Annotated in this window: 18 protein-coding genes and 1 riboswitch; of the genes, 8 read left to right on the top strand and 10 right to left on the bottom strand. The window is 49.9% G+C overall.

Annotated features, from left to right (window positions below; all coding sequences use genetic code 11):
* Nucleotides 1-7: 7 nt before the first annotated feature.
* Nucleotides 8-1,258 carry an ABC transporter substrate-binding protein gene (locus M988_RS19215; protein WP_008814701.1) on the top strand — a complete coding sequence of 417 codons (1,251 nt, stop codon included), beginning with the start codon at nt 8-10 and terminating at the stop codon, nt 1,256-1,258.
* Nucleotides 1,259-1,260: 2 nt separating this feature from the next.
* Nucleotides 1,261-1,797 carry a YbbD-related protein gene (locus tag M988_RS19210; protein WP_064575380.1) on the top strand — a complete coding sequence of 179 codons (537 nt, stop codon included), beginning with the start codon at nt 1,261-1,263 and terminating at the stop codon, nt 1,795-1,797.
* 48 nt (nt 1,798-1,845) lie between these two features.
* Here the strand turns inward: M988_RS19210 and agaF are convergent, their stop codons facing one another.
* The 6 genes from agaF to M988_RS19180 form a co-directional block, all read right to left on the bottom strand.
* Nucleotides 1,846-2,283, bottom strand: coding sequence for a PTS galactosamine/N-acetylgalactosamine transporter subunit IIA (gene agaF, locus M988_RS19205; protein WP_008814703.1), 438 nt, complete (start codon nt 2,281-2,283; stop codon nt 1,846-1,848).
* Between the two features lie 45 nt (nt 2,284-2,328).
* A complete protein-coding gene (gene agaD / locus M988_RS19200; protein ID WP_061059309.1) occupies nt 2,329-3,189 on the bottom strand; it encodes a PTS galactosamine transporter subunit IID in 861 nt (286 codons plus the stop codon).
* Nucleotides 3,179-3,964 (bottom strand): PTS galactosamine transporter subunit IIC, encoded by a 786-nt coding sequence (gene agaC / locus M988_RS19195; protein ID WP_008814705.1) that lies wholly within the window; start codon nt 3,962-3,964, stop codon nt 3,179-3,181. The genes agaD and agaC overlap by 11 nt, the downstream gene beginning before the upstream one ends.
* A 55-nt stretch (nt 3,965-4,019) precedes the next feature.
* Entirely contained in the window at nt 4,020-4,493 is a 474-nt protein-coding gene (gene agaB / locus M988_RS19190) for a PTS galactosamine transporter subunit IIB (RefSeq protein ID WP_008814706.1), read from the bottom strand.
* Nucleotides 4,494-4,684: 191 nt separating this feature from the next.
* Entirely contained in the window at nt 4,685-5,413 is a 729-nt protein-coding gene (locus M988_RS19185) for a GntR family transcriptional regulator (protein ID WP_064575378.1), read from the bottom strand.
* Complete coding sequence (locus M988_RS19180) at nt 5,413-6,591, bottom strand: AgaS family sugar isomerase (protein WP_064575374.1); 1,179 nt, start codon at nt 6,589-6,591, stop codon at nt 5,413-5,415. Before M988_RS19180 ends, M988_RS19185 begins: the two co-directional genes overlap by 1 nt.
* A 255-nt stretch (nt 6,592-6,846) precedes the next feature.
* Between M988_RS19180 and parC the strand changes: the two genes are divergently transcribed.
* From parC to ynfE, 4 genes are all read left to right on the top strand, one after another.
* The gene (parC, locus tag M988_RS19175; protein WP_008814709.1) at nt 6,847-9,126 is read left to right on the top strand and encodes a DNA topoisomerase IV subunit A; all 2,280 of its coding nucleotides are present in this window, start codon (nt 6,847-6,849) and stop codon (nt 9,124-9,126) included.
* A 217-nt stretch (nt 9,127-9,343) separates the two neighbouring features.
* Complete coding sequence (locus tag M988_RS19170) at nt 9,344-10,090, top strand: 1-acylglycerol-3-phosphate O-acyltransferase (RefSeq protein ID WP_064575372.1); 747 nt, start codon at nt 9,344-9,346, stop codon at nt 10,088-10,090.
* A gap of 126 nt (nt 10,091-10,216) precedes the next feature.
* Entirely contained in the window at nt 10,217-11,635 is a 1,419-nt protein-coding gene (ftsP, locus tag M988_RS19165; protein ID WP_008814711.1) for a cell division protein FtsP, read from the top strand.
* A 179-nt stretch (nt 11,636-11,814) separates the two neighbouring features.
* Nucleotides 11,815-14,256 (top strand): selenate/tellurate reductase subunit YnfE, encoded by a 2,442-nt coding sequence (ynfE, locus tag M988_RS19160; RefSeq protein WP_039184483.1) that lies wholly within the window; start codon nt 11,815-11,817, stop codon nt 14,254-14,256.
* A gap of 39 nt (nt 14,257-14,295) precedes the next feature.
* Here the strand turns inward: ynfE and iclR are convergent, their stop codons facing one another.
* Entirely contained in the window at nt 14,296-15,135 is an 840-nt protein-coding gene (gene iclR / locus M988_RS19155) for a glyoxylate bypass operon transcriptional repressor IclR (RefSeq protein ID WP_004095271.1), read from the bottom strand.
* Nucleotides 15,136-15,438: 303 nt separating this feature from the next.
* Between iclR and metH the strand changes: the two genes are divergently transcribed.
* A complete protein-coding gene (metH, locus tag M988_RS19150) occupies nt 15,439-19,122 on the top strand; it encodes a methionine synthase (RefSeq protein ID WP_008814713.1) in 3,684 nt (1,227 codons plus the stop codon).
* Nucleotides 19,123-19,431: 309 nt separating this feature from the next.
* On the opposite strand, the gene panS is transcribed toward metH, so the two are convergent.
* The 3 genes from panS to M988_RS19135 all read right to left on the bottom strand — a co-directional run bounded on the left by panS (nt 19,432) and on the right by M988_RS19135 (nt 24,203).
* On the bottom strand, nt 19,432-20,382 hold the full coding sequence (gene panS, locus M988_RS19145; protein WP_008814714.1) for a ketopantoate/pantoate/pantothenate transporter PanS: 951 nt from the start codon (nt 20,380-20,382) through the stop codon (nt 19,432-19,434).
* Between the two features lie 118 nt (nt 20,383-20,500).
* The gene (gene lysC / locus M988_RS19140) at nt 20,501-21,850 is read right to left on the bottom strand and encodes a lysine-sensitive aspartokinase 3 (protein WP_004095279.1); all 1,350 of its coding nucleotides are present in this window, start codon (nt 21,848-21,850) and stop codon (nt 20,501-20,503) included.
* Nucleotides 21,851-21,967: 117 nt separating this feature from the next.
* A riboswitch (Lysine riboswitch) is annotated at nt 21,968-22,185 on the bottom strand.
* Between the two features lie 215 nt (nt 22,186-22,400).
* On the bottom strand, nt 22,401-24,203 hold the full coding sequence (locus M988_RS19135) for a cation:proton antiporter (protein WP_039184517.1): 1,803 nt from the start codon (nt 24,201-24,203) through the stop codon (nt 22,401-22,403).
* A gap of 333 nt (nt 24,204-24,536) precedes the next feature.
* On the opposite strand from M988_RS19135, the gene pgi reads away from it, so the two are divergent.
* Complete coding sequence (gene pgi / locus M988_RS19130) at nt 24,537-26,186, top strand: glucose-6-phosphate isomerase (protein WP_064575371.1); 1,650 nt, start codon at nt 24,537-24,539, stop codon at nt 26,184-26,186.
* The last annotated feature ends 2 nt before the right edge of the window (nt 26,187-26,188 follow it).

Here is a 26,188-nt window from a genome sequence, read left to right as displayed (position 1 = left end):
ATCGCTGGTGAAAAAAGTTTTACTGACCACCGCCTTGCTAACGATGGCGATGAACTGTAGTGCTGCAACGGTTGAGGTTTTGCATTACTGGACGTCGGAGAGTGAAAGCGCGGCGCTGAATCTACTCAAGCAGGAGTTAGCGGCCAAAGGAGATACTTGGCAGGATTTCACGGTAAAAGGTGGCGGGGGTGAAAGCGCCTATAGCGTACTGCAAACGAGAATGATTGCAGGTAACCCACCGACAGCGGCGCTAATGGAAGGCAAATTTATTCAGGAGTGGGGCGCACTGGGTTTTTTATCCAGTCCTTATACCAAAGAGCAAACCGAAGCTTGGGATCGCGTGTTGCCTCCGTTGATTCGCCAGATTACTCAATATCATGGCGAGTACGTTGCTGTTCCCGTAAATAACCATCGGATTAACTGGCTGTGGATTAATCCCAAGCCTTTTAACGCGCTGCATCTGGCGATCCCTACAACGTGGGATGAATTTTTCGCGGCTGCCGATAAGCTCAAAGCGGCAGGTTATATCCCGTTAGCGCACGGTGGACAGGCATGGCAGGATGCAACGCTGTTTGAAAATATTCTGCTCGGCTTAGAAGGTGGTCAGTTCTATCGTGACGTATTCGAAAAGCTAGATAGCAAAGCAATCACTAGCGATCGCATGATCCGCGTACTTCAGCGTTTTCGTCAGTTACATGATGATATAGATCCTAAATCAGCGGGTCGGCCTTGGCATGAGTCAGCAGAGCTTCTGTACAGTGGCAAAGCCGCTATGATGATTATGGGAGACTGGGCCAAAGGTGAGTTGATGCAGATGGGAGCTGTACCAAACAAAGATTTTCTCTGTGTGGCAACGCCAGGTACAGAAGGCTACTTTATTTACGGCACTGACAGTTTTGCGATTTTGCAGCAAAACGGTAATGCCACTGCGGTGGAGGCTCAGCGCCGTCTCGCGGATGTGTTGATGGATCCCGATTTCCAGCGTCGCTTTAATCAGTTAAAAGGCTCAATTCCGGTTCGTAACGATATTGATATGAGCACGTTCGATGTTTGCGCCCAGCAAGCGGCGAAGGTGTTTAAAGATGCCGAGAAGACGAATCGTCTACTGCCAAGCATGGCGCACTCAATGGCGGTTGATGTGCAGGCAAAAGAAGTTTTCTTCCGCGTTCTTAATGACTTTTTCACCCATCCTAATCAAACACCAGAGCAGGCGGTGATGCAGTTGAATACTGCGTTAATGGCGGTGAAAGGTTATTAATTATGGATTCTCAGATGAGAAAAACTTTTTCTCTTCTTCCTATTTTATTGATAATAATCGTTTTTATTAGCCTTCTTGTTCTATTTGCTGGCCGTTTTAGGGATACCGGAGAGGTCAGTAAAACATATGCGACTTATTCAGATATACCCAATGATGATGGTATTCATACTTGGTTACCGGATTTTTTTCCGACGCAGGCCAAAGATATCGGTGCTTCAACCATTGTAGAGCACGATTATTTGCAGGTGACCTTCCGTTTAGAAAAAAACGCAGCATCCGAGTTTGATAAAACCTTTACTGTCCAGATGTCTGATGCGGGAATAAAATTCCTTCAAAATGAATGGATAACCCATGGATGGTGCAAATTAGCGAAAGTACCTGAGGAAGGCGATGACGAACATTTTTATCTTATTGGTAAAGCCACAGGGAAAGCTGGATACATATATGTACTCACTCTGATTTCACCATCACGATATGGCGATAGTGATGGTGAAACACGAGAAAACATGGCCAGATACTGTGTCTTGAAGAATAGATGAGCTGTCTTATTCCTACAGCTCATCTATTCAGGATATGAACATCAGAAATTAAATCCCTTCATCGATTTCAACTGCGGATGCGTTTTCCGCCGCTTTCTCTCTGAAACTCAACATTCCCTGATGCCCACAGGCGAGTGCCTGTGTGACAAACTCCTGTATGCTGGCGATCTCTTCGCGTTCCATCAGCATTTCCGCCAACATTTGCATGTTGGTCCCTGCCACCACATCGCTATTTGCTAATGCTTGGCTCAAGATAACGGAACTGCGAAACGGCGAGCCACCGAGCAAATCGGTGAAAAATAGCACGCCATCTTGCTGAGGCAGCGAGGCGAGTGCCTGAGTCAGTTTTTCATCCAGTTGCTGAGTACTCATTTCAGGTGGAAAGTCGACGGCGACGCACTGTTCCTGTGGGCCAATAACCTGCTCAACCGCGCTAAACAGACCGCTGGCGAAGCGACCATGTCCGGTAATAATAAGGCTAATCATCTCTAATCTCTTAAAAAAACAAGCGCGGCGAACCGCGCTGTGAAATTACAGTACGCCCAACCAAGAGAGGGCAATGGAGAGCACAAACGTGACTAAAATGAGCGTCACCGGACTGACTTTCTTGGCGCGCAGCAGATAATACATCAGCAGCGTATAGCCCAGTGGCAGCAGGTTTGGGAACACTTTGTCGAAGAAGGCCTCTTGAATCGAAACCTCATGTCCGGCAGTGACCGCAATTTTGGCGGTTACGGTCAGGTGAACATAGGATGCGATAAGTCCCCCGATCACGGTGACCCCTAATATGGTGGCCGCTCGTGAGATTGCGCCAGAGCTTGAGCGCAATTTATCGATGGCCTTCACGCCGAGTGAATAGCCCAGATGCGTCCATACCACGCGCAGCAGGAACAGCGCAGCGTAGACAACGAAGAAAATCAATGGACCGAGAATACTTCCCTGGCTGGCGAAAGACGCACACACCCCAGCAACGATCGGCAGCAACGTGAACCAGAAAATCGCATCACCGATACCCGCTAGAGGGCCAAACAGCGCCACCTTCAGGCCTTTAATCAGGTCACGGCTTTCGTGTCGTTCCTCTAGAGAAATCAGCAACCCCATCAGGAATCCGGCTGCGTTAGTGTTGGTGTTAATAAATTCTAAATTGTCTCTCATGGACGCACTAAGGGCGTCCTTATCGTTGGCGTAAATCTTTTTCAGTAGCGGAGATTGCGCGCTGGCAAACCCCGTCGCTTGCATACGCTCATAGTTAAAACCTGACTGAAGCAGGGCGGAACGAAAGCCCAAGCGGGTGATATCGCCACGGGTCAGCACGGTTTTGGGCGGATTATCTTGGCCCGCAGTGGTCGCGGGTACGGATGTATTTTCAGTATTGACGATTTCAGATGCCATCTTCCATATCCTCCGCTACGACGACTGTTGCCGCTGCTTTTTTCTGTTCGTTAAAGTATTCATATACCGCAAATGCGGCACCTAGCACCGCAACCGGCAGTAGGTTTTGTACGGGAATAAAAGTGACAAACAGGAAGCCGACGATAAAGAACGGAATAAATGGTGTCTTCATCATGACCTTAAGCAGTAAACCAAAACCGACGGCGGGTAATACGCCGCCGGCGACTTCAAAGCCGTGGGTTAACCATGCTGGCATAGATTGCACCAGCGTTTGCATGGCGCCTTGTGAAACGTAGGCACAGAAGAACGTGACGGCGGCATAGCTAATCGCCACGATGCTGGTTAATAGCAGATTCAAGCGACCCAGCGAGCGAGTATCGCCTTCTTCTGCATAACGATCGGCTTTTTGCATGAAGAACGAAAATGCTGAGTAGTAGAACAGAATGATGTACTGCATCAGGAAACTGAACGGTAATCCAAGCCCGATGGCCGTTTTCGCATCCACTCCGGTACTGTGGGCGATAACCGTTGTCATGATCCCCGCTAAGACAGGGTTTGGCGGCTGAGTTCCCCCGATAGGTGTGAGTCCGGTAAAGGCCAGTTCGGTCAATGCACCGGTAATTAAACCGGTTTGGATATCGCCTAGAATCGCACCGGTGAGCGTACACACAATCAGTGGGCGGAAGATATATAGAGCTTCGAGCCAGAAGTCGATGCCGACAATCAGGGCCATGATGGCGAGCCCCATGCCTTGCATTAAGGTTATTTCATGCATGATGTGTCCTATCGTTTAGTTAAACCTATAGAGATAAAACCGCGCATTACTCAAATCAGTCGATGCTGTGTTTGCTATCGCTTGGGGTATCTTGAATAAAAACGTCCACGCCTTTGGCTTGAATTGCGCGCAGATTCGCGAGGTCCTGATCGTCGACATAGACTTTTTTCGTGATGGAACGCTTCCCTTCGACGAAATGCATATTGCCAACGTTCACGCTTTTGATTGGAACGCCTCCTTCAATCAAAAAGCGGGCTTCCTGCGGTGTGCGGCAGACGATAAAGATTTTTTGTGCTGCCGATGCTTTACCGATGATGTCGATGGTTTTTTGCAGAGAGAAAAAGCGAATACCAATGCCCATAGATTCAGCCGTCATGGACATGATTTGTTGTTGTAGAGGGTCTTGAGCCACGCCGTCATCGGCAACCAAAAGCAAATTAGCGCCAAGAGAAGAGGACCAGGCCACGCCAACCTGTCCGTGAACCAGACGGTTATCAATACGCAGCAGTAGGATGTTCGGGGTAGCCATAATGTATCTCCTTGCAAAAGAATGATCGTTTCCCTTTCTCTGCCCGCTTTCTTAAGTCGCTAGGCAGGCAGAAAAAGGGACGTAATCAGTCTAAGGCGAGGAAATCTCTCAAAGGCTACATGATGCTATTGAATTATTACGCGGCTGCAAGGTAAGTCTGCGAATCTTGCAGCGCTGTAATATTAGCGGTTTTATCCCCGCAGATAGCGGAAGCGAAGCGGGTAATGTTCGGTGTTGGTATAGCTCACCGTGAACTCGAAAGGCCGGCCGTGGCTGGTGGCAAGGCGCACAATTTCAATGCAAGGCTGTTGGTGTTCGAGCTGTAATAGAGCGGCCATCGGTGCTGGGGCGATACAGGGACGATAATCATCCTGAGCCTGCATGCTCAATAGGTTAAAGTCATGAGCAAGCGTATGGTAAAGCCCATGCTGCTCTACGTGCTGGCGATTCAGAGTGGCAAAACGTTCGGCGGGTAAAACGGTGATTTCATATAGCGCCGGATATTGCTCGACGAATCGCAACCGTTCAAGGATTATCACGCGCTGAGAGGCATTGAGGCCTAACTTCTGAGCTTGCTCTGGCGTAACCGGACATTGCTCGAAGCGTACCACTTGCGTGTGGTGAGCAAGACCGGCCTGGGTCATTTTCTCGCTAAAACCCACTGGCAGCGTGTTGTCTGCCAACCACGCAGGCGTGGTCACCAGAGTGCCCCGCCCCTGTTTTTTGGTCAAAAATCCCCGCTGGGCTAACATTTCAACCGCCGTGCGCAGCGTAACTCGGCCACATTGATATTGCTGACAGAGCACAGGCTCTGGCGGCAGCAGCGTATCGAGTGGGAATTCTCCCGCTTCGATTCTTTCACGCAGATCTTTTGCGATATGCAAATAGAGAGGGGCAGCCTGTTCGAGTTCGTTATGCATCAATCCTGTCCATAAATGGTCACTTTGCACACCTTGGCCACTTTACCGTCATTGGAAGGAAGATCGGGGGTTACACCCAGTTGGCGTGCGCGCAATAGCCCAAGTAGCTGAGCGAACATAACATACAACAAACCGCTAAAGACTTCAGGTAGTTGGGTCAATTCTGGTGAGTCAAAATGCAGATACTCATCGCAGGCTTGCGCGACACGTTCGTCGTTTGCGGCGTAAATACCTATGATTTTCCCCTGTGGATGGCGCTGCGCGGCTAACTCGGTAGCCATATCCAGATCGTAACGAAGGATCTCTTGATCGGGCGAAAGATAGCAAACCACGGTCACTGGCTGGTTGACGATCAGTTTAGGGCCGTGACGAAATGCCAGCGTTGAGAAATCATCGGTAGCCTGCCGTCCGTTGCACATCTCCAGCAATTTCAGGCTGGCATCGGCAGCGATAAACTGTAGCGACGATGAGCCTAAACTGACCACCATGGGGGCGTCGCGTTTGGCGATGGCAGCAATTTTGTCAGCCTGCTGTGAAAGAAAATAATCAGCTCCGTGCTGATAAACATCTAAGGCGCGCTGAGCGATATCCCATTGCTGAGGCAAGAAGATGAGCAGCAGATACCAGATCGGTAGCGTAAATTCCGCGGCGGCAGCAAAAGAGCCGTTTTTGGTGCCGATAGGCGCTGGGATATAGAGGGTTTTGGCGTGATGCTGGCTGCGTTTAGGTAATTCTCCCTGCGGATCGTTCGCAACGATCAAGTGATAGCAGTCATCGATCAGGCGTTCAGCCAGTTCAAACACCGCGGTGCTCTCTGGAGTGCTGCCGGAGCTGGTGACGGAAACCAGCAGTGTCGGTTTATTCTCCAGATACAGCTCAGGTTTGACGACAATATCGGTACTGGCAAGAACCTGAATGGATTTTCCAGTTTGCTGACGGATCCACTGTGCGGCAACGCGTGCGGCACTAAGCGATGAACCGGCACCGCATAGAATGATATTGCGCGGTTCGTCTGCCAACTGTTGCCAGAAACGCCTAATTTCCGCGCGGTGTTGCTGTATAAGAGCAAAGCCTTCACGCCATAGCCGAGGCTGATTGCAGATAGATTGTAGTGTCAATAATCCACCGGCTGATTGCCATTCGGCTTCGCTAAACAGTGTGTTGCTTGAGTTCTGCATGATTAACCTCCAAACATTCGAACGTTATGATGTTTCATGGTGGAGAAAAAAAATACGCCTGTCTGTGACGACGATCAGTTTTATGATTAGACGCCCTACAAGAAGGATAAGTCGGGTGATCCTACTATCACCTGTGACAGGCCTATAAAAGATGAGTTACTATCGCGGGCAATTGTGTAAAGACCAAGACAGTCGTTAAGTCCCGCTGCGGACTGTTTTACTCATTCAGTTAGGGCGGCGGCCAGAGGATTATTAATGAGCGATCTGATCCATGACGGCAGCGAGCGCCAAGCGCTGCACACGTTTACAGAGAACGCCTATCTCAACTATTCCATGTACGTCATCATGGACAGGGCGTTACCTTTTATCGGTGATGGTTTAAAACCGGTACAGCGTCGTATTGTGTATGCGATGTCGGAGCTGGGGTTAAACAACAGCGCCAAGTTTAAAAAGTCCGCACGTACCGTGGGTGACGTGCTGGGTAAATATCATCCGCACGGCGACAGCGCCTGTTATGAAGCCATGGTGCTCATGGCCCAGCCGTTCTCCTACCGTTATCCGCTGGTTGATGGTCAGGGTAACTGGGGTGCTCCGGATGATCCGAAGTCCTTTGCTGCGATGCGTTATACCGAGTCACGCCTGTCCAAGTATGCTGAAGTGCTGTTGGGCGAGTTAGGACAAGGTACCGTCGACTATACGCCAAACTTTGACGGCACCCTGCAGGAGCCAAAAACGCTGCCTGCGCGCCTGCCTAATATTTTGTTGAATGGGACTACCGGTATTGCCGTTGGTATGGCAACGGATATTCCTCCGCACAACGTGCGTGAGTTGGCGAAAGCCTTAGTTGAGCTGATTGATAAGCCGAGTATGACGCTCGACGATATTCTCGAGCATGTCCAAGGCCCTGATTATCCAACCGAAGCCGAAATTATCACGCCGCGTGAAGAGATCCGTAAAATCTATCGCACCGGCCGTGGTTCGGTTCGCATGCGTGCAATCTGGAAAAAAGAAGACGGCGAGGTGGTGATTAGCGCGCTGCCGCACCAGACTTCCGGCGCGAAAGTGTTGGAGCAAATTGCCAGCCAGATGCGTGCGAAGAAATTGCCGATGGTTGAAGATTTACGTGATGAATCCGATCACGAAAACCCAACCCGTTTAGTCATCGTGCCGCGTTCCAATCGCGTAGATATGGATCAGGTGATGGCTCACCTGTTTGCCACTACCGATCTGGAAAAAAGCTACCGCATTAACATGAATATGATCGGCTTGGACAATCGTCCAGCGGTCAAAAATCTGCTCGAAATTCTGACTGAATGGCTCGCTTATCGTCGTGATACGGTGCGCCGCCGCTTAAACTACCGTCTGGAAAAAGTGCTGAAACGTTTGCACATTTTGGAAGGTTTGCTGGTGGCATTCCTCAATATTGATGAAGTGATCCATATCATCCGTACCGAGGACGAGCCCAAACCGAAGCTAATTGAACGCTTTGGTATTTCAGAAACACAGGCAGAAGCTATTCTTGAACTGAAACTGCGTCACCTTGCTAAGTTGGAAGAGGTGAAAATTCGTGGTGAACAGGATGAGCTGGCTAAAGAACGCGACCATTTGCAGGCATTACTGGCATCTGAACGTAAACTGAATACGTTGATTAAGAAAGAAATTCAGGCTGACGCACAGGCTTACGGCGACGATCGCCGCTCTCCACTGCAAGAGCGCGAAGAAGCTAAAGCCATGAGCGAGCACGACTTCATTCCATCCGAGCCAGTGACTATTGTTCTGTCAGAAGGGGGTTGGGTGCGGAGTGCCAAGGGGCATGATATCGATCCTACCGGCTTGAGTTACAAAGCGGGTGATAGCTTCCGTGCAGCTGCGCGTGGTAAGAGCAATCAGCCTGTGGTCTTTATCGATTCCACGGGGCGCAGTTATGCGCTTGATCCAACGACGCTGCCTTCGGCACGTGGGCAGGGTGAACCGTTAACCGGTAAGTTGACGCCACCACCAGGCGCGACTATTGAGCAGGTGTTAATGGCTGCGGATGACCAAAAACTGTTGATGGCTTCAGATGCAGGTTATGGTTTCGTATGTACTTTCAACGATTTGGTCGCACGTAACCGTGCGGGTAAAGCGATGATTACCTTGCCAGAAAATGCTAAGGCGTTGCCACCGATTGAAATCAACGGTGCTGATGACATGTTGTTGGCTATTACACAGGCTGGCCGTATGTTGATGTTCCCAGTGAATGATTTGCCACAGCTGTCGAAGGGTAAGGGCAACAAGATTGTGTCAATTCCTTCTGCGCAAGCTGCATCGGGTGAAGATAAGCTGGCGTGGCTGTTTGTATTGCCGCCGCAGACGTCAATTACGGTGCATGTCGGCAAGCGTAAGCTGGTGATGAAGCCGCAGGAGCTACAGAAATTCCGCGCTGAACGCGGACGCAAAGGTACGCTGTTACCGCGTGGCCTGCAGCGCATTGAACGTGTTGATGTAGAAATGCCAGAGCAGATCAAAGTCGGCCCAGGCGATAGTGAAGAGTAATTGTTGAGGGTTTAAAACGTTTATCTTGGTAGGACGAGCCGACGTGACGTGATATAGCGTCACGTCGGAGTAGGAAATTTGTACCGAGTTTGCTCAATATCGACATATTTCTTCGCTTGTTTTCCAATGATTTTTTAACGCTGCAGCCAAGGAATCTCCGGTGTGTTTTGCAGTTAAGTCGGTATACTAACTCCGGCTATATGTTTATGAGGTTGTTATGTTATCCATCATTCGCGTTGTGCTGGTCACGTTATACTGTATTTTGGCCTGCATTTTCGGTTGTATTTATTGCTTGTTTAGCCCACGTAATCCACGCCACGTTGCGACTTTCGGCCATATGTTTGGGCGACTGTCGCCGTTGTTTGGCCTGAAAGTAGAAACTCGCATTCAGGCTGAAGCCAAAAACTACGGTAACTCGATTTATATCGCCAACCATCAGAACAACTATGACATGGTAACGATATCGAATGCGGTGCAGACCAACACAGTCACAGTGGGTAAGAAAAGCCTGATTTGGATCCCATTCTTTGGCCTGCTTTATTGGCTGACGGGGAACCTGCTGATTGACCGAGCGAACCGTGCGAAAGCGCATAACACGATTGCGCAGGTTGTGAACCAATTCCGCACTAAGACGATCTCTTTTTGGATGTTCCCTGAGGGAACTCGTAGCCGTGGTCGTGGTTTGATGCCATTCAAAACCGGTGCTTTCCATGCCGCGATTGCCGCTGGTGTGCCGATTGTTCCGGTATGTGCATCTAATACAAACGATAAAGTTAAGCTTAATCGCTGGAATAACGGTTTAGTTATTGTTGAGATGCTGCCACCGATCGATGTGACTAAATACGGCAAAGATCAGGTTCGTGAACTGTCAGCCTACTGTCATGCGTTGATGGAAGCGAAAATCAATGAGCTGAATGCAGAAGTTGCTGCTCGTGAAGCTCAGATGCGCGAAGCTAAGTCTTGATTTTAAAGAATATTATTTAGACCTGTCAGCGTTAGGCAGGTCTTTTATTTAAACGGTTGAATTCAATCGTTGATGCTGAGATCCCTTCTGGATTTTCAGTTTGCATAGCAAATTCATGGAGAAGTTATGTCACTCAGTCGACGTCGGTTTATTCAGACTTCGGGTCTGGCACTGTGTGCAAGTGCATTGCCGCTGAGGGCGCATGCGAGTGGATCGCAAGTTTCGCTGCCCATTCCTCCTCTATTGGAATCAAAGCGCGGTCAGCCTCTGTTTCTGACGCTACAGCGTTCACATTGGGCTTTCATGAGCGGACGTAAGGTCAGCACATGGGGTATCAATGGACTTTATTTGGGGCCGACCGTACGTGTTTATAGCGGTGATGACGTGAAGCTGATTTATAGCAACCGTCTGCCTGAGTCGGTTTCGATGGAAATCAGTGGGCTGCAAGTTCCCGGCGCTTTAAGCGGCGGTGCGGCACGGCTCATGTCACCGAATGTGGATTGGTCGCCAGTGCTGCCTATTCGCCAATCCGCGGCCACGCTGTGGTATCACGCCAACACGCCTGGACATATGGCTGAACATGTATACAACGGCCTAGCAGGAATGTGGTTGGTTGAAGATGAGAACAGCAAAAATCTGCCTTTACCAAACCATTATGGCGTGGATGATTTCCCCGTCATTATCCAAGACAAACGCTTAGATAACTTTGGTACACCAGAATACGAAGCGCCTTCATCCGGTGGTTTCTACGGAGATTCTCTGCTGGTTAACGGCGTGCAGGAACCTTTTGTTGAGGTTTCTCGTGGCTGGGTACGTTTACGTTTGCTCAATGCTTCTAACGCTCGTCGTTACACTTTGACCATGAGCGATAATCGTCCATTCAGCGTTATTGCCAGCGATCAAGGTTATATGCCAGCGCCAGTGATTGCTAGCAGCCTTACATTGGCTCCGGGAGAGCGCCGCGAAGTACTGGTCGATATGTCTAAAGGCGAAGAGGTATCGATTACTGCGGGTGTTGCAGCAGGTATTATGGATCGTCTGCGTGGCCTGTTTGAGCCCTCTTCCATTCTGATTTCTACTACCGTACTTACCCTGCGTCCAACCGGCCTGCTGCCGCTAGTGACGGATAATCTGCCAACGCGTCTGCTGTCTGATGACATGATGGAAGGCAGCGTAGTCAATACGCGCAGCATTAGTCTTGGCAGTGCTTCCCAGCCAGGCATAAACGGCGCAGTTTGGGATTTACACCGGACAGATATTCAGGCACAGCAGGGGACATGGGAACGCTGGACGGTGCGTGCAGATACGCCGCAGGCGTTTTACATTCAGGGTGCTAAATTCTTAGTGAAAAGCGTCAACAATGCGCCGCCAATGGTTGAAGACCGTGGCTGGAAAGACACGGTGTGGGTAGATGGTGAAGTATCTCTGATGGTCTATTTCCCTCAGGCATCTTCTGAACATTTCCCGTTCATCTACTATAGCCAAACACTAGAACTTGCTACCCGGGGTAGCGTTGGACAACTGGTCGTCAACGCCGCTCAATAACTCTTCCTATAACGCCCTTTTTCTTGTGTGAAAGGGCGTAGTCATAAATCGATCTCCTCTCACATTTCTGATCATCTCTGTGTAAAAAGTCGCTTCTTTTTGATTCTCCCCAACCTAACTCAATATTTTATTTGGTAGCTATAGCTAATTGAGCAATCGTTCGGGCAGGGGGCATCGAAATGAATAATAAAGAAAAAATACATAGTGAAGGGATATCGATAACACGCCGCAGTTTGGTTAAAGGCAGTGCTTTGGGTGGGCTAGCATTAGCAAGTGGAGCGCTGAATTTACCGTTTATGCGTAATGTTCAGGCTGCGCCCGTTGCAACGCCTCCGCCAGATAAAGTGACGTGGGGAATGTGCTCGGTCAACTGTGGCAGCCGCTGCGCGTTACGTCTGCATACCCGCGATAATGAAGTGTATTGGGTTGAAACTGATAACACAGGCTTAGATGAGTATGGCGATCATCAGGTCCGAGCCTGTCTGCGTGGGCGCTCTATTCGCCGCCGCATGAATCATCCAGAGCGGTTGAATTACCCCATGAAACGCGTTGGCAAGCGGGGAGAAGGGAAATTCAAGCGCATTGGTTGGGATGAGGCTTATGATGAAATAGCCAACAGTCTCAAATACACGGTTGAAAAATATGGTAATGAGGCGGTTTATCAAAACTATGCAACCGGCGTCATCGGCGGCAACGTCACCCGTTCATCACCGTATGCCTCGATCATTGGCCGCTTGATGAACTGCTACGGTGGCTATCTTAGCCATTATGGTAGCTATAGCACCGCACAAATCTCTGCAGCCATGCCATACACCTACGGCAGCAACGATGGAAACAGTACGTCGGATATTGTGAACTCCAAACTGGTCGTTATGTTCGGTAATAATCCCGCTGAAACGCGGATGAGTGGCGGCGGGATCACTTATCACCTCGAACAAGCGCGTGAACGCTCTAATGCCAAAATGATCGTTATCGATCCACGCTATACCGATACCGCCGCAGGGCGTGAAGATGAATGGATCCCGATCCGTCCAGGAACAGACGCTGCGCTGGTGGGGGGGATAGCGTACGTGTTGATCAGTGAGAATCTGGTCGATCAGCCATTCTTAGATCGCTATTGCGTAGGCTACGATGAAAAAACATTACCCAATAGCGCTCCCGCAAACGGGCACTACAAAGCCTATATTTTAGGTCAGGGGCCAGACGGGATAGCCAAAACACCAGAGTGGGCATCTCGTATCACAGGTATTCCCGCCGAACGTATTATCAAACTCGCGCGTGAGATCGGTACTGCGAAGCCTGCCTATATTTGCCAAGGTTGGGGTCCACAGCGACAGGCTAATGGGGAAGAAACTGCCCGAGCAATTGCTATGTTGCCGATTTTGACCGGAAATGTCGGTATTCATGGTGGCAACAGTGGAGCACGAGAATCGACTTATCTCATCACGATTGAGCTGATGCCGGTACTCACCAATCCGGTCAAAACGTCTATATCTGTATTTACTTGGACCGATGCCATCCGGCGTGGACCTGAGATGACGGCGAAACGCGACGGGGTACGCGGAAAAGATAAGCTGGATGTTCCCATCAAATTTATCTGGAACTACGCCGGTAATACTTTGATTAATCAACACTCAGATATCAACAAAACCCACGAAATCTTGCAGGACGACACGCTATGCGAAAAGATCATCGTCATTGAAAACTTTATGACCTCTTCGGCCAAGTATGCCGATATTTTGCTGCCGGATCTGATGACCACGGAGCAGGAGGATATTGTTCCTAATGATTATGCGGGAAATATGGGGTATTTAATCTTTAGTCAGCCTGCGACTAGCGCCAAGTTTGAGCGTAAGGGGATCTATGAAATCATGTCACAGATTGCTAAGCGACTGGGGCCAGATGTAGAGCAGGCATTTACTGAAGGGCGTACGCAGTCTGATTGGCTACACTATCTGTATGCCAAAATGCAGGCGCGCGATCCGCTGCTTCCTGATTATGAAACCCTGCGTCAGCAGGGAATTTATAAACGTAAAGATCCCAATGGTCATTTTGTTGCTTACCAAAAATTTCGCCAAGATCCAGACGCGAATCCCCTAAAAACGCCTTCAGGAAAGATCGAAATTTACTCTGAGCGACTGGCAGAAATTGCCGCTACGTGGGAGTTGGAAAAAGACGAAACCATTAGTGCGTTGCCGGTGTATGCCTCGACGTTTGAAGGATGGGATGATTCTCTACGTGCTATCTATCCGCTGCAGATGTTTGGCTTCCATTACAAGGCGCGCACCCACTCTACTTATGGCAATGTTGATGTGCTAGAGGCCGCCTGTCGTCAGGAGGTGTGGATTAACCCTATCGACGCTCAGAAACGTGGTATACAAAATGGCGATAAAGTTCGCGTATTTAATAAGCGTGGTACGGTGATTATCAATGCTAAAGTCACGCCGCGCATTATGCCGGGAGTCAGCGCAATGGGACAGGGGGCTTGGCATCAGGCAGATATGGCTGGGGATAAGGTCGACCACGGTGGCTGTATCAATACGTTGACTACGATGCGTCCATCACCGTTAGCTAAGGGTAATCCGCAGCACACTAATTTAGTGGAAATCGAAAAAGTATAATTCGCCCAATCTGGCTCCCCTTCAGGGGAGCCTATTACGTTATGAGTGTCTACCGCCGTAGGCCAGTGTGACCTCTTTGGCTGCCTTAATCACCAGAGCGCCAATTTCGATAACGCGATCGTCCGTAATACGTGAAACGGGGCCTGAAATAGAAATGGCGGCGAAAGCCTCTTGATGCTCGTCATAGATGCAGGCTGCGATACAGCGCAGTCCCAAAGCATGCTCTTCGTCGTCGAAAGAAAACCCCTGTTTGCGGATATGCGCCAGTTCTTCTTTCAAACTTGTAGGGTTGCTACGGGTATGCGGTGTATAGCTATGCAGACCTTTTTTATGCAGTAATTCAACCAGATGAGAATCGCTCACGGTGGATAAAAATGCTTTACCCGCGCCTGATGCATGCATCGGTAGTTTGCCACCGATTGGCGCAGACATGCGCATTAACTGTGTGCACTGGACCTGATCGATGATCACGGCCTGAAAATCACTGACGTCTAACACCGCTAAGTTAACGGTTTCACCCGAGTCTTCCATTAAACGGCGCAAAATCGGATGGACAATCGCCAGCAGATTGCGGCTTTGTAGAAAACTACTACCAACGAAAAAAGCATGAGAAGCGATGGTCCACAAACCTAAATCGCCTACCTGTTGGACGAAGCCTTGTTGCTGCATGGTGCTCAATAAGCGATGAGTCGTGGAATTTGGCAGTCCTGCTTGTTGAGCTAAATCCGTGAGCGCAACGCTACCGTGAGATTCGGCAATTAATTCCAGCAATCTCAATCCGCGTTGTAAGGATTGAACCTGTCCGGTGGCCGCAGGCGCTGCGGCTGGCGTGGTGGCACGTGGTTTCTTCCCACGTTTTACGGGCACGGTCGTCGCCATCGTGTTGCTCTCCTGAGACAGTCGTAAATAATTATTTTTATTGAACAAATTCTTATTAAAAAAATGTTATAAAAATGGAATCTATTTTCGTTTTCGACATTATGGATGTAATCGTTAGTTTTAACTGCTCCGACGTGTTCAAAGTCAGAGGCGGCACGCAAAAGTCACCTGAAAAAGTCTCAAGATCGCCTCCGCCAACAGAGCTGAAACCTATGTTAGGATGAGGAAACGCCATTTTTTTGAATAAAAAACCTGCACTAAAAGACGGGTGATATCAGGGTAAATGAAAGACTAGGAGCAACAGTGAGCACAACCGTTGAGAGATTACGTCATCAGCTATCCCAAAGGATTTTGGTGCTGGATGGCGGTATGGGAACCATGATTCAAGGCTATCGGCTGACCGAAGAGGACTTCCGAGGCGATCGTTTTGCCGACTGGCAGAGCGATCTTAAAGGCAATAACGACCTACTGGTTCTGACCAAGCCGGATATTATTAGCGCGATCCATTATGACTATCTCGAAGCCGGCGCTGACATTCTAGAAACCAATACATTCAACTCTACGCGCATTGCGATGGCGGATTACCATATGGAATCCCTATCCGCGGAAATCAACTATGAAGCTGCACGTTTGGCTCGAGCCTGTGCAGATGAATGGACGGCGCGAACCCCGAATAAGCCGCGCTATGTTGCAGGTGTACTCGGCCCGACTAACCGCACGGCGTCAATTTCTCCAGACGTTAACGATCCTGCTTTCCGTAATATCTCTTTTGACCAGTTAGTTGAAGCCTATCGTGAATCAACCCGTGCGCTGGTTGAAGGTGGCGTCGATCTAATCATGATCGAAACTATCTTCGATACGCTGAATGCCAAAGCAGCAATCTATGCTGTTGAAACCGAATTCGAAGCGATGGGCGTTGAACTGCCCGTCATGATTTCCGGCACGATCACTGATGCATCAGGCCGTACTCTGTCCGGTCAAACTACCGAGGCTTTTTACAACTCTCTGCGTCATGTGAAGCCGCTGACCTTTGGTTTGAACTGTGCATTAGGGCCGGATGAGCTGCGTCAGTACGTTGCAGAGCTATCACGCATTGCTGAATGTTTTGTCACTGCACACCCAAATGCGGGGCTGCCGAATGCCTTTGGCGAATACGATCTTGGGCCGAAAGAGATGGCTGAGCATATTGCCGAATGGGCTCAAGCTGGCTTTCTGAATATCGTCGGTGGCTGCTGTGGTACGACACCAGCACACATTGCAGCAATCAGTCGGGCGGTTGACGGTGTGAAACCACGCGCGCTGCCAGATATCCCCGTAGCATGTCGCTTGGCAGGTTTGGAACCGCTGACCATTGATGCCAATACGCTCTTTGTTAACGTCGGGGAGCGTACCAACGTTACGGGCTCAGCCAAGTTCAAACGTCTGATTAAAGAAGATAAATATGCTGAGGCGCTAGAAGTTGCGCTACAACAGGTAGAAAGCGGTGCGCAGATCATTGATATCAATATGGATGAAGGGATGCTCGATGCCGAAGCGGCAATGGTGCGTTTCCTTAATCTGATCGCCGGCGAGCCTGATATTGCCCGTGTGCCGATAATGATTGATTCCTCCAAATGGGAAGTCATCGAAAAAGGTCTGAAGTGCATTCAGGGCAAGGGGATTGTGAACTCGATCTCGATGAAAGAGGGCGAGGATAAATTCATCGAGCATGCGCGTAAGGTTCGTCGCTATGGTGCGGCGATGGTGGTAATGGCGTTTGATGAAGTTGGGCAGGCGGATACGCGCGCGCGGAAAATTGAAATTTGCCGCCGTGCCTACAAACTGCTGACTGAAACAGTCGGCTTCCCTCCTGAAGACATTATTTTTGACCCCAATATTTTCGCCGTGGCGACCGGTATTGAAGAGCATAACAACTATGCCGTGGACTTTATCGAGGCCTGCGCAGATATCAAAGCCGAGCTGCCGCACGCCCTAATCTCCGGCGGTGTGTCTAACGTTTCATTCTCCTTCCGTGGCAACGATCCGGTACGTGAAGCGATCCACGCGGTATTCCTGTACTACGCGATCCGTAATGGTATGGATATGGGGATCGTTAATGCAGGGCAGTTAGCGATCTACGACGATCTCCCGACCGATCTGCGTGATGCGGTTGAAGATGTGATCTTAAACCGCCGAGAGGATGGTACCGAGCGTTTACTGGATCTGGCGGAGAAATACCGTGGTAGCAAGAGTGATGACGATAGCAATAAACCGCAGGCGGAGTGGCGCAGCTGGCCGGTAAAAAAACGCTTGGAATATTCACTGGTTAAAGGCATTACCGAGTTTATTGAAGCGGATACTGAAGAGGCTCGTCTTGAAGCCGAACGTCCGATTGAGGTCATTGAAGGGCCGCTGATGGACGGCATGAACGTGGTTGGCGATCTGTTCGGTGATGGAAAAATGTTCTTGCCGCAGGTGGTGAAATCTGCCCGTGTGATGAAGCAGGCCGTAGCCTACCTTGAGCCGTTTATTGAAGCTAGCAAAGAGAAAGGCACATCGGCGGGAAAAGTGCTGCTGGCGACGGTGAAAGGCGATGTGCACGATATTGGTAAGAACATCGTCGGCGTGGTGCTGCAATGCAATAACTACGAAATCATCGATCTGGGCGTTATGGTGCCTTGCGATAAAATCCTGAAAACTGCACGTGAGCAAAACGTTGATATTATTGGATTGTCTGGGCTGATAACGCCATCGTTGGATGAAATGGTTTACGTGGCCAAAGAAATGGAGCGCCAAGGATTCGATCTGCCGCTGTTGATTGGTGGAGCAACGACGTCTAAGGCGCATACAGCGGTTAAAATCGAGCAGAACTACAGTGGGCCAACCACCTATGTTTCGAATGCCTCACGTACCGTAGGCGTTGTTGCTGCGCTTTTATCCCCAACGCAAAAACCTGATTTTGTGGCTCGTACGCGTAAAGAGTATGAAACGGTTCGTATTCAACACGGACGCAAAAAACCACGCACACCGCCGGTTTCACTGGAGGCTGCGCGTGAAAATGCGACTTCGCTTGATTGGTCAGATTACACACCGCCTGTTCCGCATCGTTTGGGTGTGCATCAGGTGACCGCGAGCATTGATACTTTACGTAATTACATCGACTGGACGCCGTTCTTCATGACGTGGTCGCTGGCAGGAAAGTATCCACGCATTCTCGAGGATGAAGTAGTTGGCGAAGAAGCCAAGCGAGTCTTTGCAGATGCTAATGCGATGCTGGATGATTTAGCGAGCAGCGGCAAACTCAATCCACGTGGCGTGTATGGCATTTTCCCTGCTAATCGGGTGGGCGATGATGTAGAGATCTACAGCAATGAATTCCGTGATGAGGTGCTTGTCACGGGTCATCACCTACGCCAGCAGACTGAAAAAACAGATTTTGCTAACTACTGCTTAGCGGATTTCGTGGCGCCAAAATCCAGTGGTAAATCAGACTATATCGGCGCATTTGCGGTTACCGGTGGGCTGGAAGAGGATGCGTTGGCTGATGCCTATGAAGCGCAGCATGATGATTACAATAAAATCATGGTGAAGGCGCTCTCTGACCGTTTAGCTGAGGCTTTTGCTGAATACCTACATGAAAAAGTACGTAAGGTTTATTGGGGGTACGCGGCTAATGAAAACCTCAGTAATGAAGAGCTAATCCGCGAAAATTACCAAGGTATTCGTCCTGCACCTGGCTATCCGGCATGCCCTGAACATACTGAAAAAGCGGCTATTTGGACGCTATTGGATGCCGAAAATACGGTGGGGATGAAGCTCACCGAATCTTACGCGATGTGGCCGGGAGCGTCGGTTTCCGGTTGGTATTTCAGCCATCCCGAAAGCAAATATTTTGCGGTTGCGCAGATCCAACGCGATCAGGTGGAAGATTATGCTCAACGTAAAGGAATGCCGGTCGCCGAGGTTGAACGTTGGTTGGCGCCGAACCTTGGGTATGATGCGGATTAACAGAACATCGTTTTGGGTTTTGTGGGGGCAGTGTAAGGTTTCGGTAGCCAGTCGAGCCCGAGCTTACATGTAATTTTTACCGAAGGCTCCCGACGATAGGTTGCCAGCGCGCAACCTATCGACTCCGGCGCTTTTTACCGAGTCGTTTGGCCGACCGGTCTCAGAGCGCACATCCTGTGCGCCCTCGACCTACCGCCATCATCTCTGCTGGCGCCCCTAGCCCGTACGCCTAAACCAATGTCACATGAAGCTCGGTATTGACTGGCGGGCGGAACCTTACACAAATGCGATACAGACTGGAGATGAGACTCAACTCTCCGGTGACACCACTTTTTTGTTCTCTTTCTCATCTCCGGTAGGGCGTCCCTGCCAGTATCCTGCCAATAGAGAACCAGACAGGTTGTGCCATACAGAGAACAGTGCGCCGGGCAGTGCAGCAAGCGGTGAGAAGTAAATTTTACCTAACGTGGCCGCTAGACCCGAGTTTTGCATTCCAACCTCGATCGCGAGAGTACGGCAAGTGGACTCGTCAAAACCGAACAAACGACCTCCCCAGTATCCACTGAGCAGTCCGATGCTGTTATGCAAGATAACTGCGACGATCACCATCAGGCCAACCGAGGCGATATGGCTTTGGCTTCCTGCAACCACTGCGCTGATGATAGCTAAGATACACACCATTGATAGAGCAGGCAGGAAAGGTTCAATGCGTGCGACGAGTTTGCTAAACATGTGGTGAATGGCCAGACCGGCGGCGATTGGAATGACCACAATTTGTAGAATGCTGATTAACATTCCCATGATATCTACGCTAATGGTGGCATCAACGTATAAACGCGTCAGCAGAGGCGTCGCAAACACGCCTACCAGCGTTGAGAATGACGAAATGGTGACTGAAAGCGCCACGTCTCCACGGGCTAAGTAGATCATCACGTTTGATGCCGTGCCGCTGGCGACGCTGCCGACGAGAACCATGCCGGCAGATAAATCTGGCGGCATATGGAAGGCTTTCGCGAGCAGAAACGCTGCTAGCGGCATCACCAGATAATGCAGGAAGATGCCGGCTGCAACGGGGGCAGGTCGAGATAGCACACGTTTGAAATCATCAATTTTTAGTGTAACTCCCATGGTAAACATGATGAGCATCAGTAGCGAGCTAACGTAGGGCCCTATCCCCGTAAATGTGGTTGGCGTGAAATAGGCAGAGATAGACAGCAAAACTGCCCACAGAGGGAATAAACGTGTAAATAATGCCAGCATGATTAGGCCTTTTTAGTATGTTGTGATGTGTGTTATTGGAAATTTATAAGAATGAACAACAGGTACTGATTTCCCCGCCGCAGAGCGCGGCGGGAAGGCCGGAGCGGCAGAGGAAGGGTTACTCGAAGAGATTGGTGTGTAGCGCGCGCACCACGTTTTCGGCATTTTCACCGGGAACGAGGAAGCAGAGGTTATGGCTGCTGGCACCGTAGCAAATCATACGGATGTTGAACGGTTCCATGACCCCGAAAACCTCTTTGCCAACGCCACAGGCGGAAGAGAGCTTGTTACCGATAAGTGCCACCAGCGCCAGATTTTCTTCTACTTCTACTCGGCAAAGGGAGGAGAGCTCAGTCAGCAGAGAGGTTGTCAGCAAGCTGGCACCGCTCGTGCACGAGCCGGTGGTGTCTAACGTTAAGGCAATACTGACTTCAGACGTAGTAATCAAATCGACGGAGATGTTGTGGCGCGCCAAAATCCCAAATACCTCGGCCAAGAAACCACGGGCGTGCAGCATGTTCAGGCTGTGTAACGTCATCAGCGTTTGTTTACGACGCAGAGCAAGCGCACGGAACAACGGCGGTTGCTCGGTTTTATTGCACACTAAGGTGCCACCGGCCGAAGGATCCTTGCTTGAACCGACGAAAACGGGGATGTCGCTACGAACCGCAGGCAATAATGTGGCGGGATGTAAAACTTTGGCACCGAAGGTGGCCATTTCAGCGGCCTCGGAGAAACCAATTTCGCTGATACGGCGCGCTGCCGATACGATGCGTGGATCGGTGGTATAAATGCCGGGAACGTCTGTCCAGATATCAACACGCGCAGCATTCAACGCTTCGCCTAGCAATGCCGCGGTATAGTCGCTGCCACCTCGCCCAAGCGTGGTGGTACGGCCTTTACTTTCGCTGCCAATAAAGCCTTGAGTAATGACAATGGCATCTTGAATACGCGGCACTAGCTGTTGCTGCGCTAATTCGTAGAGCGCGTGCGTGTCTGGCTCGGCGCGACCAAAACGATCGTTGGTGCGCATAATTTTACGCACATCAAACCATTCGACATTGACGTCGCGCTGGCGCAGTAGCTCCACGAACAGCAAGGTCGACATCAGCTCGCCGTGGCTGACTAATTCATCTGTTAAGGCCGGAGACGTCGCCAGAGCTGCGGCTTCTGACAGCATGGCGATATTTTCCAGCATACGATCGATTTCTTCGCGCAGTACGCTTGGCTGATGGAGTGAATCAAGAATGCTGTATTGGATACGGCGAATTTCATCGATAACGTAATGACGCTTCTCTTGATCGCAGCCGTCAGCCAGTTCAACCAGTAAATTGGTGACACCCGCAGAGGCAGATAACACCACCACGCGCACATTCGGGTTGGAAAGAACGATATTGGCGCTGTTTTGCATCGCGTCAGCGTTAGCCACGCTGGTGCCGCCAAATTTTGCGACGATGGTATTTTTCATATAAGCCTCGTGTCAGGGAAGCCCGCGTTAATTCAGTTAATCGGGCTAGAAATTCCATTACCTTGGCACAAGGAGAGAGCGGTATACGGGAGCAGACGTAGGGATTAAAGCTACGATACACCCAGAAGCGCCCCACCTTGCCGATCCCCCGGAATACAGAGAATCGAGGTGACAGCCCAAGGGATTCAGCCCTTGTAGCCGACGTAGCAGTTTCTCCGGTGGGCTGCTGCGTCTCGGCGTCACATCCCCTTGCGTATCGTTTCTCCCTAAACATTAGGGATGTGGAAACCGGCTCCTTCGATACGTTACCTGAGCAACGCGCCTCTTCTGGCTTGTACACGTGATGTACAAGTAGGTTTTTAGAAATAGCGACTTATTGAAGTTATGTCAACGTCATTAACATGAGCTATTTTCAATTTGAAAGGGAATAAGTTACAACGGCGAATGTTAAGTTATATCTTCTTGAATAATATAATTTAATAGCGAATGACTCTGTTATTAGCAGTGCGCATGGCCTACCGGAGAGTTGATAAGCCATGCTAATAAAATGTTAGTTTGAGGGGGTTACGTGTTCCCCTTGAACCAGCGCAACTAACGTACAGGGCATGGCAGGCACGCTGTTTTCATTCACGGGCTGAAGTGAGCCATCCTCTTTTTGCGCAAATAGTGGTATGACGCCTTGATGTTTTTCCAGATACTCAACCCAACCAAAGTTTTCGTTGAGCTTGGTGGCCTTAATTACGGCACCTTTGCTTAATAATGTACTCAGGCGTGAGTAAGTGGCCTCATGATTAAACAGAATTTCATGGCGACGAAAACGGCTGCTTTCACCGTTAGAGCGGCCTTTTAGCTGGGCGCTGGAACGGATGGAAAAGACTTTTCGCTCGCCGAAGATATGGCCAAAGTGATAAACCGCAAGCGCGTTCTGATGCCGATTGGGTGAGAGCGCCAGTACCTGAGCCGTATCGCTAAGATCGAGATAGTTTTCAGCATGTTCCGAATAGGCATGACCATAATAAGCGGGAATTCCGTCCATGCGCGCTTGACGATAATATTCCCAACTGCTGTCCGTCACCATGACGGGAATTTTTAGCTTCATCAGTGCCTGAGCTACGGCTCGCGCAACGGTGTTGGCGCCAATAATGAGCACTCCACGCGGCTTTTGCTGCTGAACGCCAAGCCAACGAGCGAGTCGGGCGCTGGTTAAACTTTGCAGCACCACGGTGCCAATGATTACGGCAAAGACAACGGTAACCAGTTTATCCGCTTCGGGGTAGTTCATTCGTTGTAGCGTGAGGGCAAATAATGAGCTGACGGCTGCTGCAACGATACCGCGAGGCGCAATCCATGAAAGCAGCGCTTTCTCTTGCCATCGTAGCGAGGAACCGGCGGTGGAGACGGCAATACATAATGGACGCGCAACAAACTGCACGATAAGCAAAACGATAACCAGCGGCCATCCCATCGCCCACAATGCACCAATATCTAAGCGTGCAGCCAGAATGATAAACAGCGCGGAAATTAAGATAGCTGACAACTCTTCCTTGAACGCCAAAATATCGCTGATATCAACATCTCGCATGTTAGCCAGCCATATTCCCATGACGGTAACCGCAAGCAGGCCGGATTCTTCTGCAACGGCGTTAGAGAATCCAAATGCGCTGAGCATCACGGCCAGTACGGCGAGATTTTGCAGATAGCGTGGGATCCACACTTTCCGTAAGGCAATGCCAAGTACATAGCCAAATAGCGCACCGATTAACAGGCCAAGTACGACGGTTTTGCCAAAGGTCACGAATAGATGTGTCCAAGCCTCCGAATTTTGGCGTAACACAATGAATTCAAAGACGAGTACCGTAAAAATTGCACCGACGGGATCGATCACAATCCCTTCCCATCGAAGTACACGGTTTATACTTGCTTTAGGACGAACTACTCGCATCAATGGTGCGATAACCGTTGGCCCGGTCACGACGGTGACGGCACCGACCAGTGCCGAAAGTTCGGCGGAAAAACCCAACAGCCACCAGCAAGAAACTGAAATGATGGCAAAGGTCACGAGCATACCGATACTAACGAGATTACGAACGACGCCACCTAGCCCACGAATTTCTTCAAAACGCAGGGTGAGTGAGCCTTCAAACAGAATAATGGCAACCGAGAGTGAAACCAGAGGGAACAACAGTTCGCCAAACAGGGCGTCGGGGGCAATGACATGTGTCACTGGGCCTAACGTAATACCGATCAGTAGCAGAGGTAAAATAGCCGGAATGCGCAATCGCCAAGCGAGCCACTGGGCCGCAAGTGAACTGATGCCAATAATGACCAGCATTAATGGTGTTGATAGCTCCATGATATGAACCTTAGAAACGATTAACAAAAACAGATGGTTATCATGACAGTTTAGCAACATTATGGCGCAATGTGAGGATTTGGCTGAATGGAGTCAGTATCAGGTGTGAAAAGGGATTAACAGTTTTCAACTATCGCAACAAAAGTGATCGCAACCGGAGGGGAAAAGGATACAATTTGATAAATCGTTGGGAAAAGATGACTCAGTACCTGCCCGTCGTCATTCCGGTTTTCATGGAACCGCCGAGTTCGGTAGCTTGCTTGTCTCGATTTTCACAAGAACACATGTCTGAAGAACAAACTCTCTTTTATTCTCAAGCATAAAGGCGTCGCTATGAAAAATATCAATCCTAGTCAAACCGCTGCCTGGCATGCTCTGCAGCAGCATTTCGAGCAAATGAAATCTGTGCAGATGCGCGATCTGTTCGCTCAAGATGCCGACCGCTTCTCTAAGTTCTCTGCTACCTTTGATGACCAAATGCTGGTCGATTTTTCTAAAAACCGCATTACCACAGAGACCCTCGAAAAGCTGCAGGCTTTAGCGAAAGAAACGGATTTGCAGGGGGCGATAGCCTCCATGTTTGCGGGCGAAAAGATTAACCGTACTGAAGATCGCGCCGTGCTGCACATCGCTCTGCGTAACCGCAGCAATACGCCAATTATCGTCGATGGCAAAGATGTGATGCCTGAAGTGAATGCGGTGTTGGCGAAGATGAAGCAGTTCTGCGAGCGTGTGATCGGTGGAGAGTGGAAAGGGTACACCGGCAAAACCATTACCGACGTAGTGAACATTGGTATCGGTGGCTCTGACTTAGGCCCATACATGGTGACCGAAGCGCTGAAACCCTACAAAAACCATCTGAACATGCATTTTGTTTCCAACGTCGATGGTACTCATATTGCCGAAACGCTAAAAACGTTAAATCCAGAAACCACGCTGTTCCTCGTGGCTTCAAAAACCTTTACCACACAAGAAACCATGACTAACGCTCACAGCGCACGTGACTGGTTCCTGAAGTCTGCTGGTGATGAAGCCCACGTTGCTAAACATTTCGCGGCGCTGTCTACCAATGGCAAAGCGGTTAGCGAGTTTGGTATTGATACTGCCAACATGTTTGAATTCTGGGATTGGGTCGGCGGTCGTTATTCCCTATGGTCCGCTATCGGGCTGTCTATTGCGCTGAGCATTGGTTTCGATAACTTTGAACAGCTGCTGAGCGGCGCACATGCGATGGATCAGCATTTTGCTAATACACCGATTGAACAAAACCTGCCGGTGCAGTTGGCGCTGATCGGTATTTGGTACAACAATTTCTTCGGTGCTGAAACTGAAGCCATTCTGCCATATGACCAGTATATGCATCGTTTCCCAGCCTATTTCCAGCAGGGGAATATGGAGTCCAACGGTAAATACGTTGACCGTAACGGCAATCCAGTCACCTATCAAACAGGTCCAATTATCTGGGGCGAACCAGGGACTAATGGTCAGCATGCCTTCTACCAGCTAATCCATCAGGGGACTAAACTGGTTCCTTGCGACTTCATCGCTCCATCGATTAGCCACAATGCGTTGGGAGACCACCACAGCAAGCTGTTATCCAACTTCTTTGCTCAGACCGAAGCTTTGGCTTTCGGTAAATCGCGTGAAGAAGTGGAAGAGGAGTTTGCTAAAGCAGGTAAAACGGCGGCTGAAGTGGCGCACATCGTGCCGTTTAAAGTGTTTGAAGGTAACCGCCCGACCAACTCCATTCTGCTGCGTGAAATCACGCCATATAGTTTGGGTCTGTTGATTGCGCTATACGAACACAAAATCTTCACCCAAGGTGCAATCCTGAATATCTTCACGTTCGACCAGTGGGGCGTTGAGCTGGGCAAACAACTGGCTAACCGTATCCTGCCTGAATTGAACGGTAGTGAAGACGTGAAAAGCCACGATAGCTCAACCAATGCGCTGATTAACCGTTTCAAAAAGTGGCGCGCATAAGC

The organism is Hafnia paralvei ATCC 29927 (assembly GCF_001655005.1).
Lineage (GTDB): Bacteria > Pseudomonadota > Gammaproteobacteria > Enterobacterales > Enterobacteriaceae > Hafnia > Hafnia paralvei.
The sequence above is the reverse complement of the archived record's forward strand: the minus strand, read 5'-3'. Positions and strand labels throughout refer to the sequence as shown.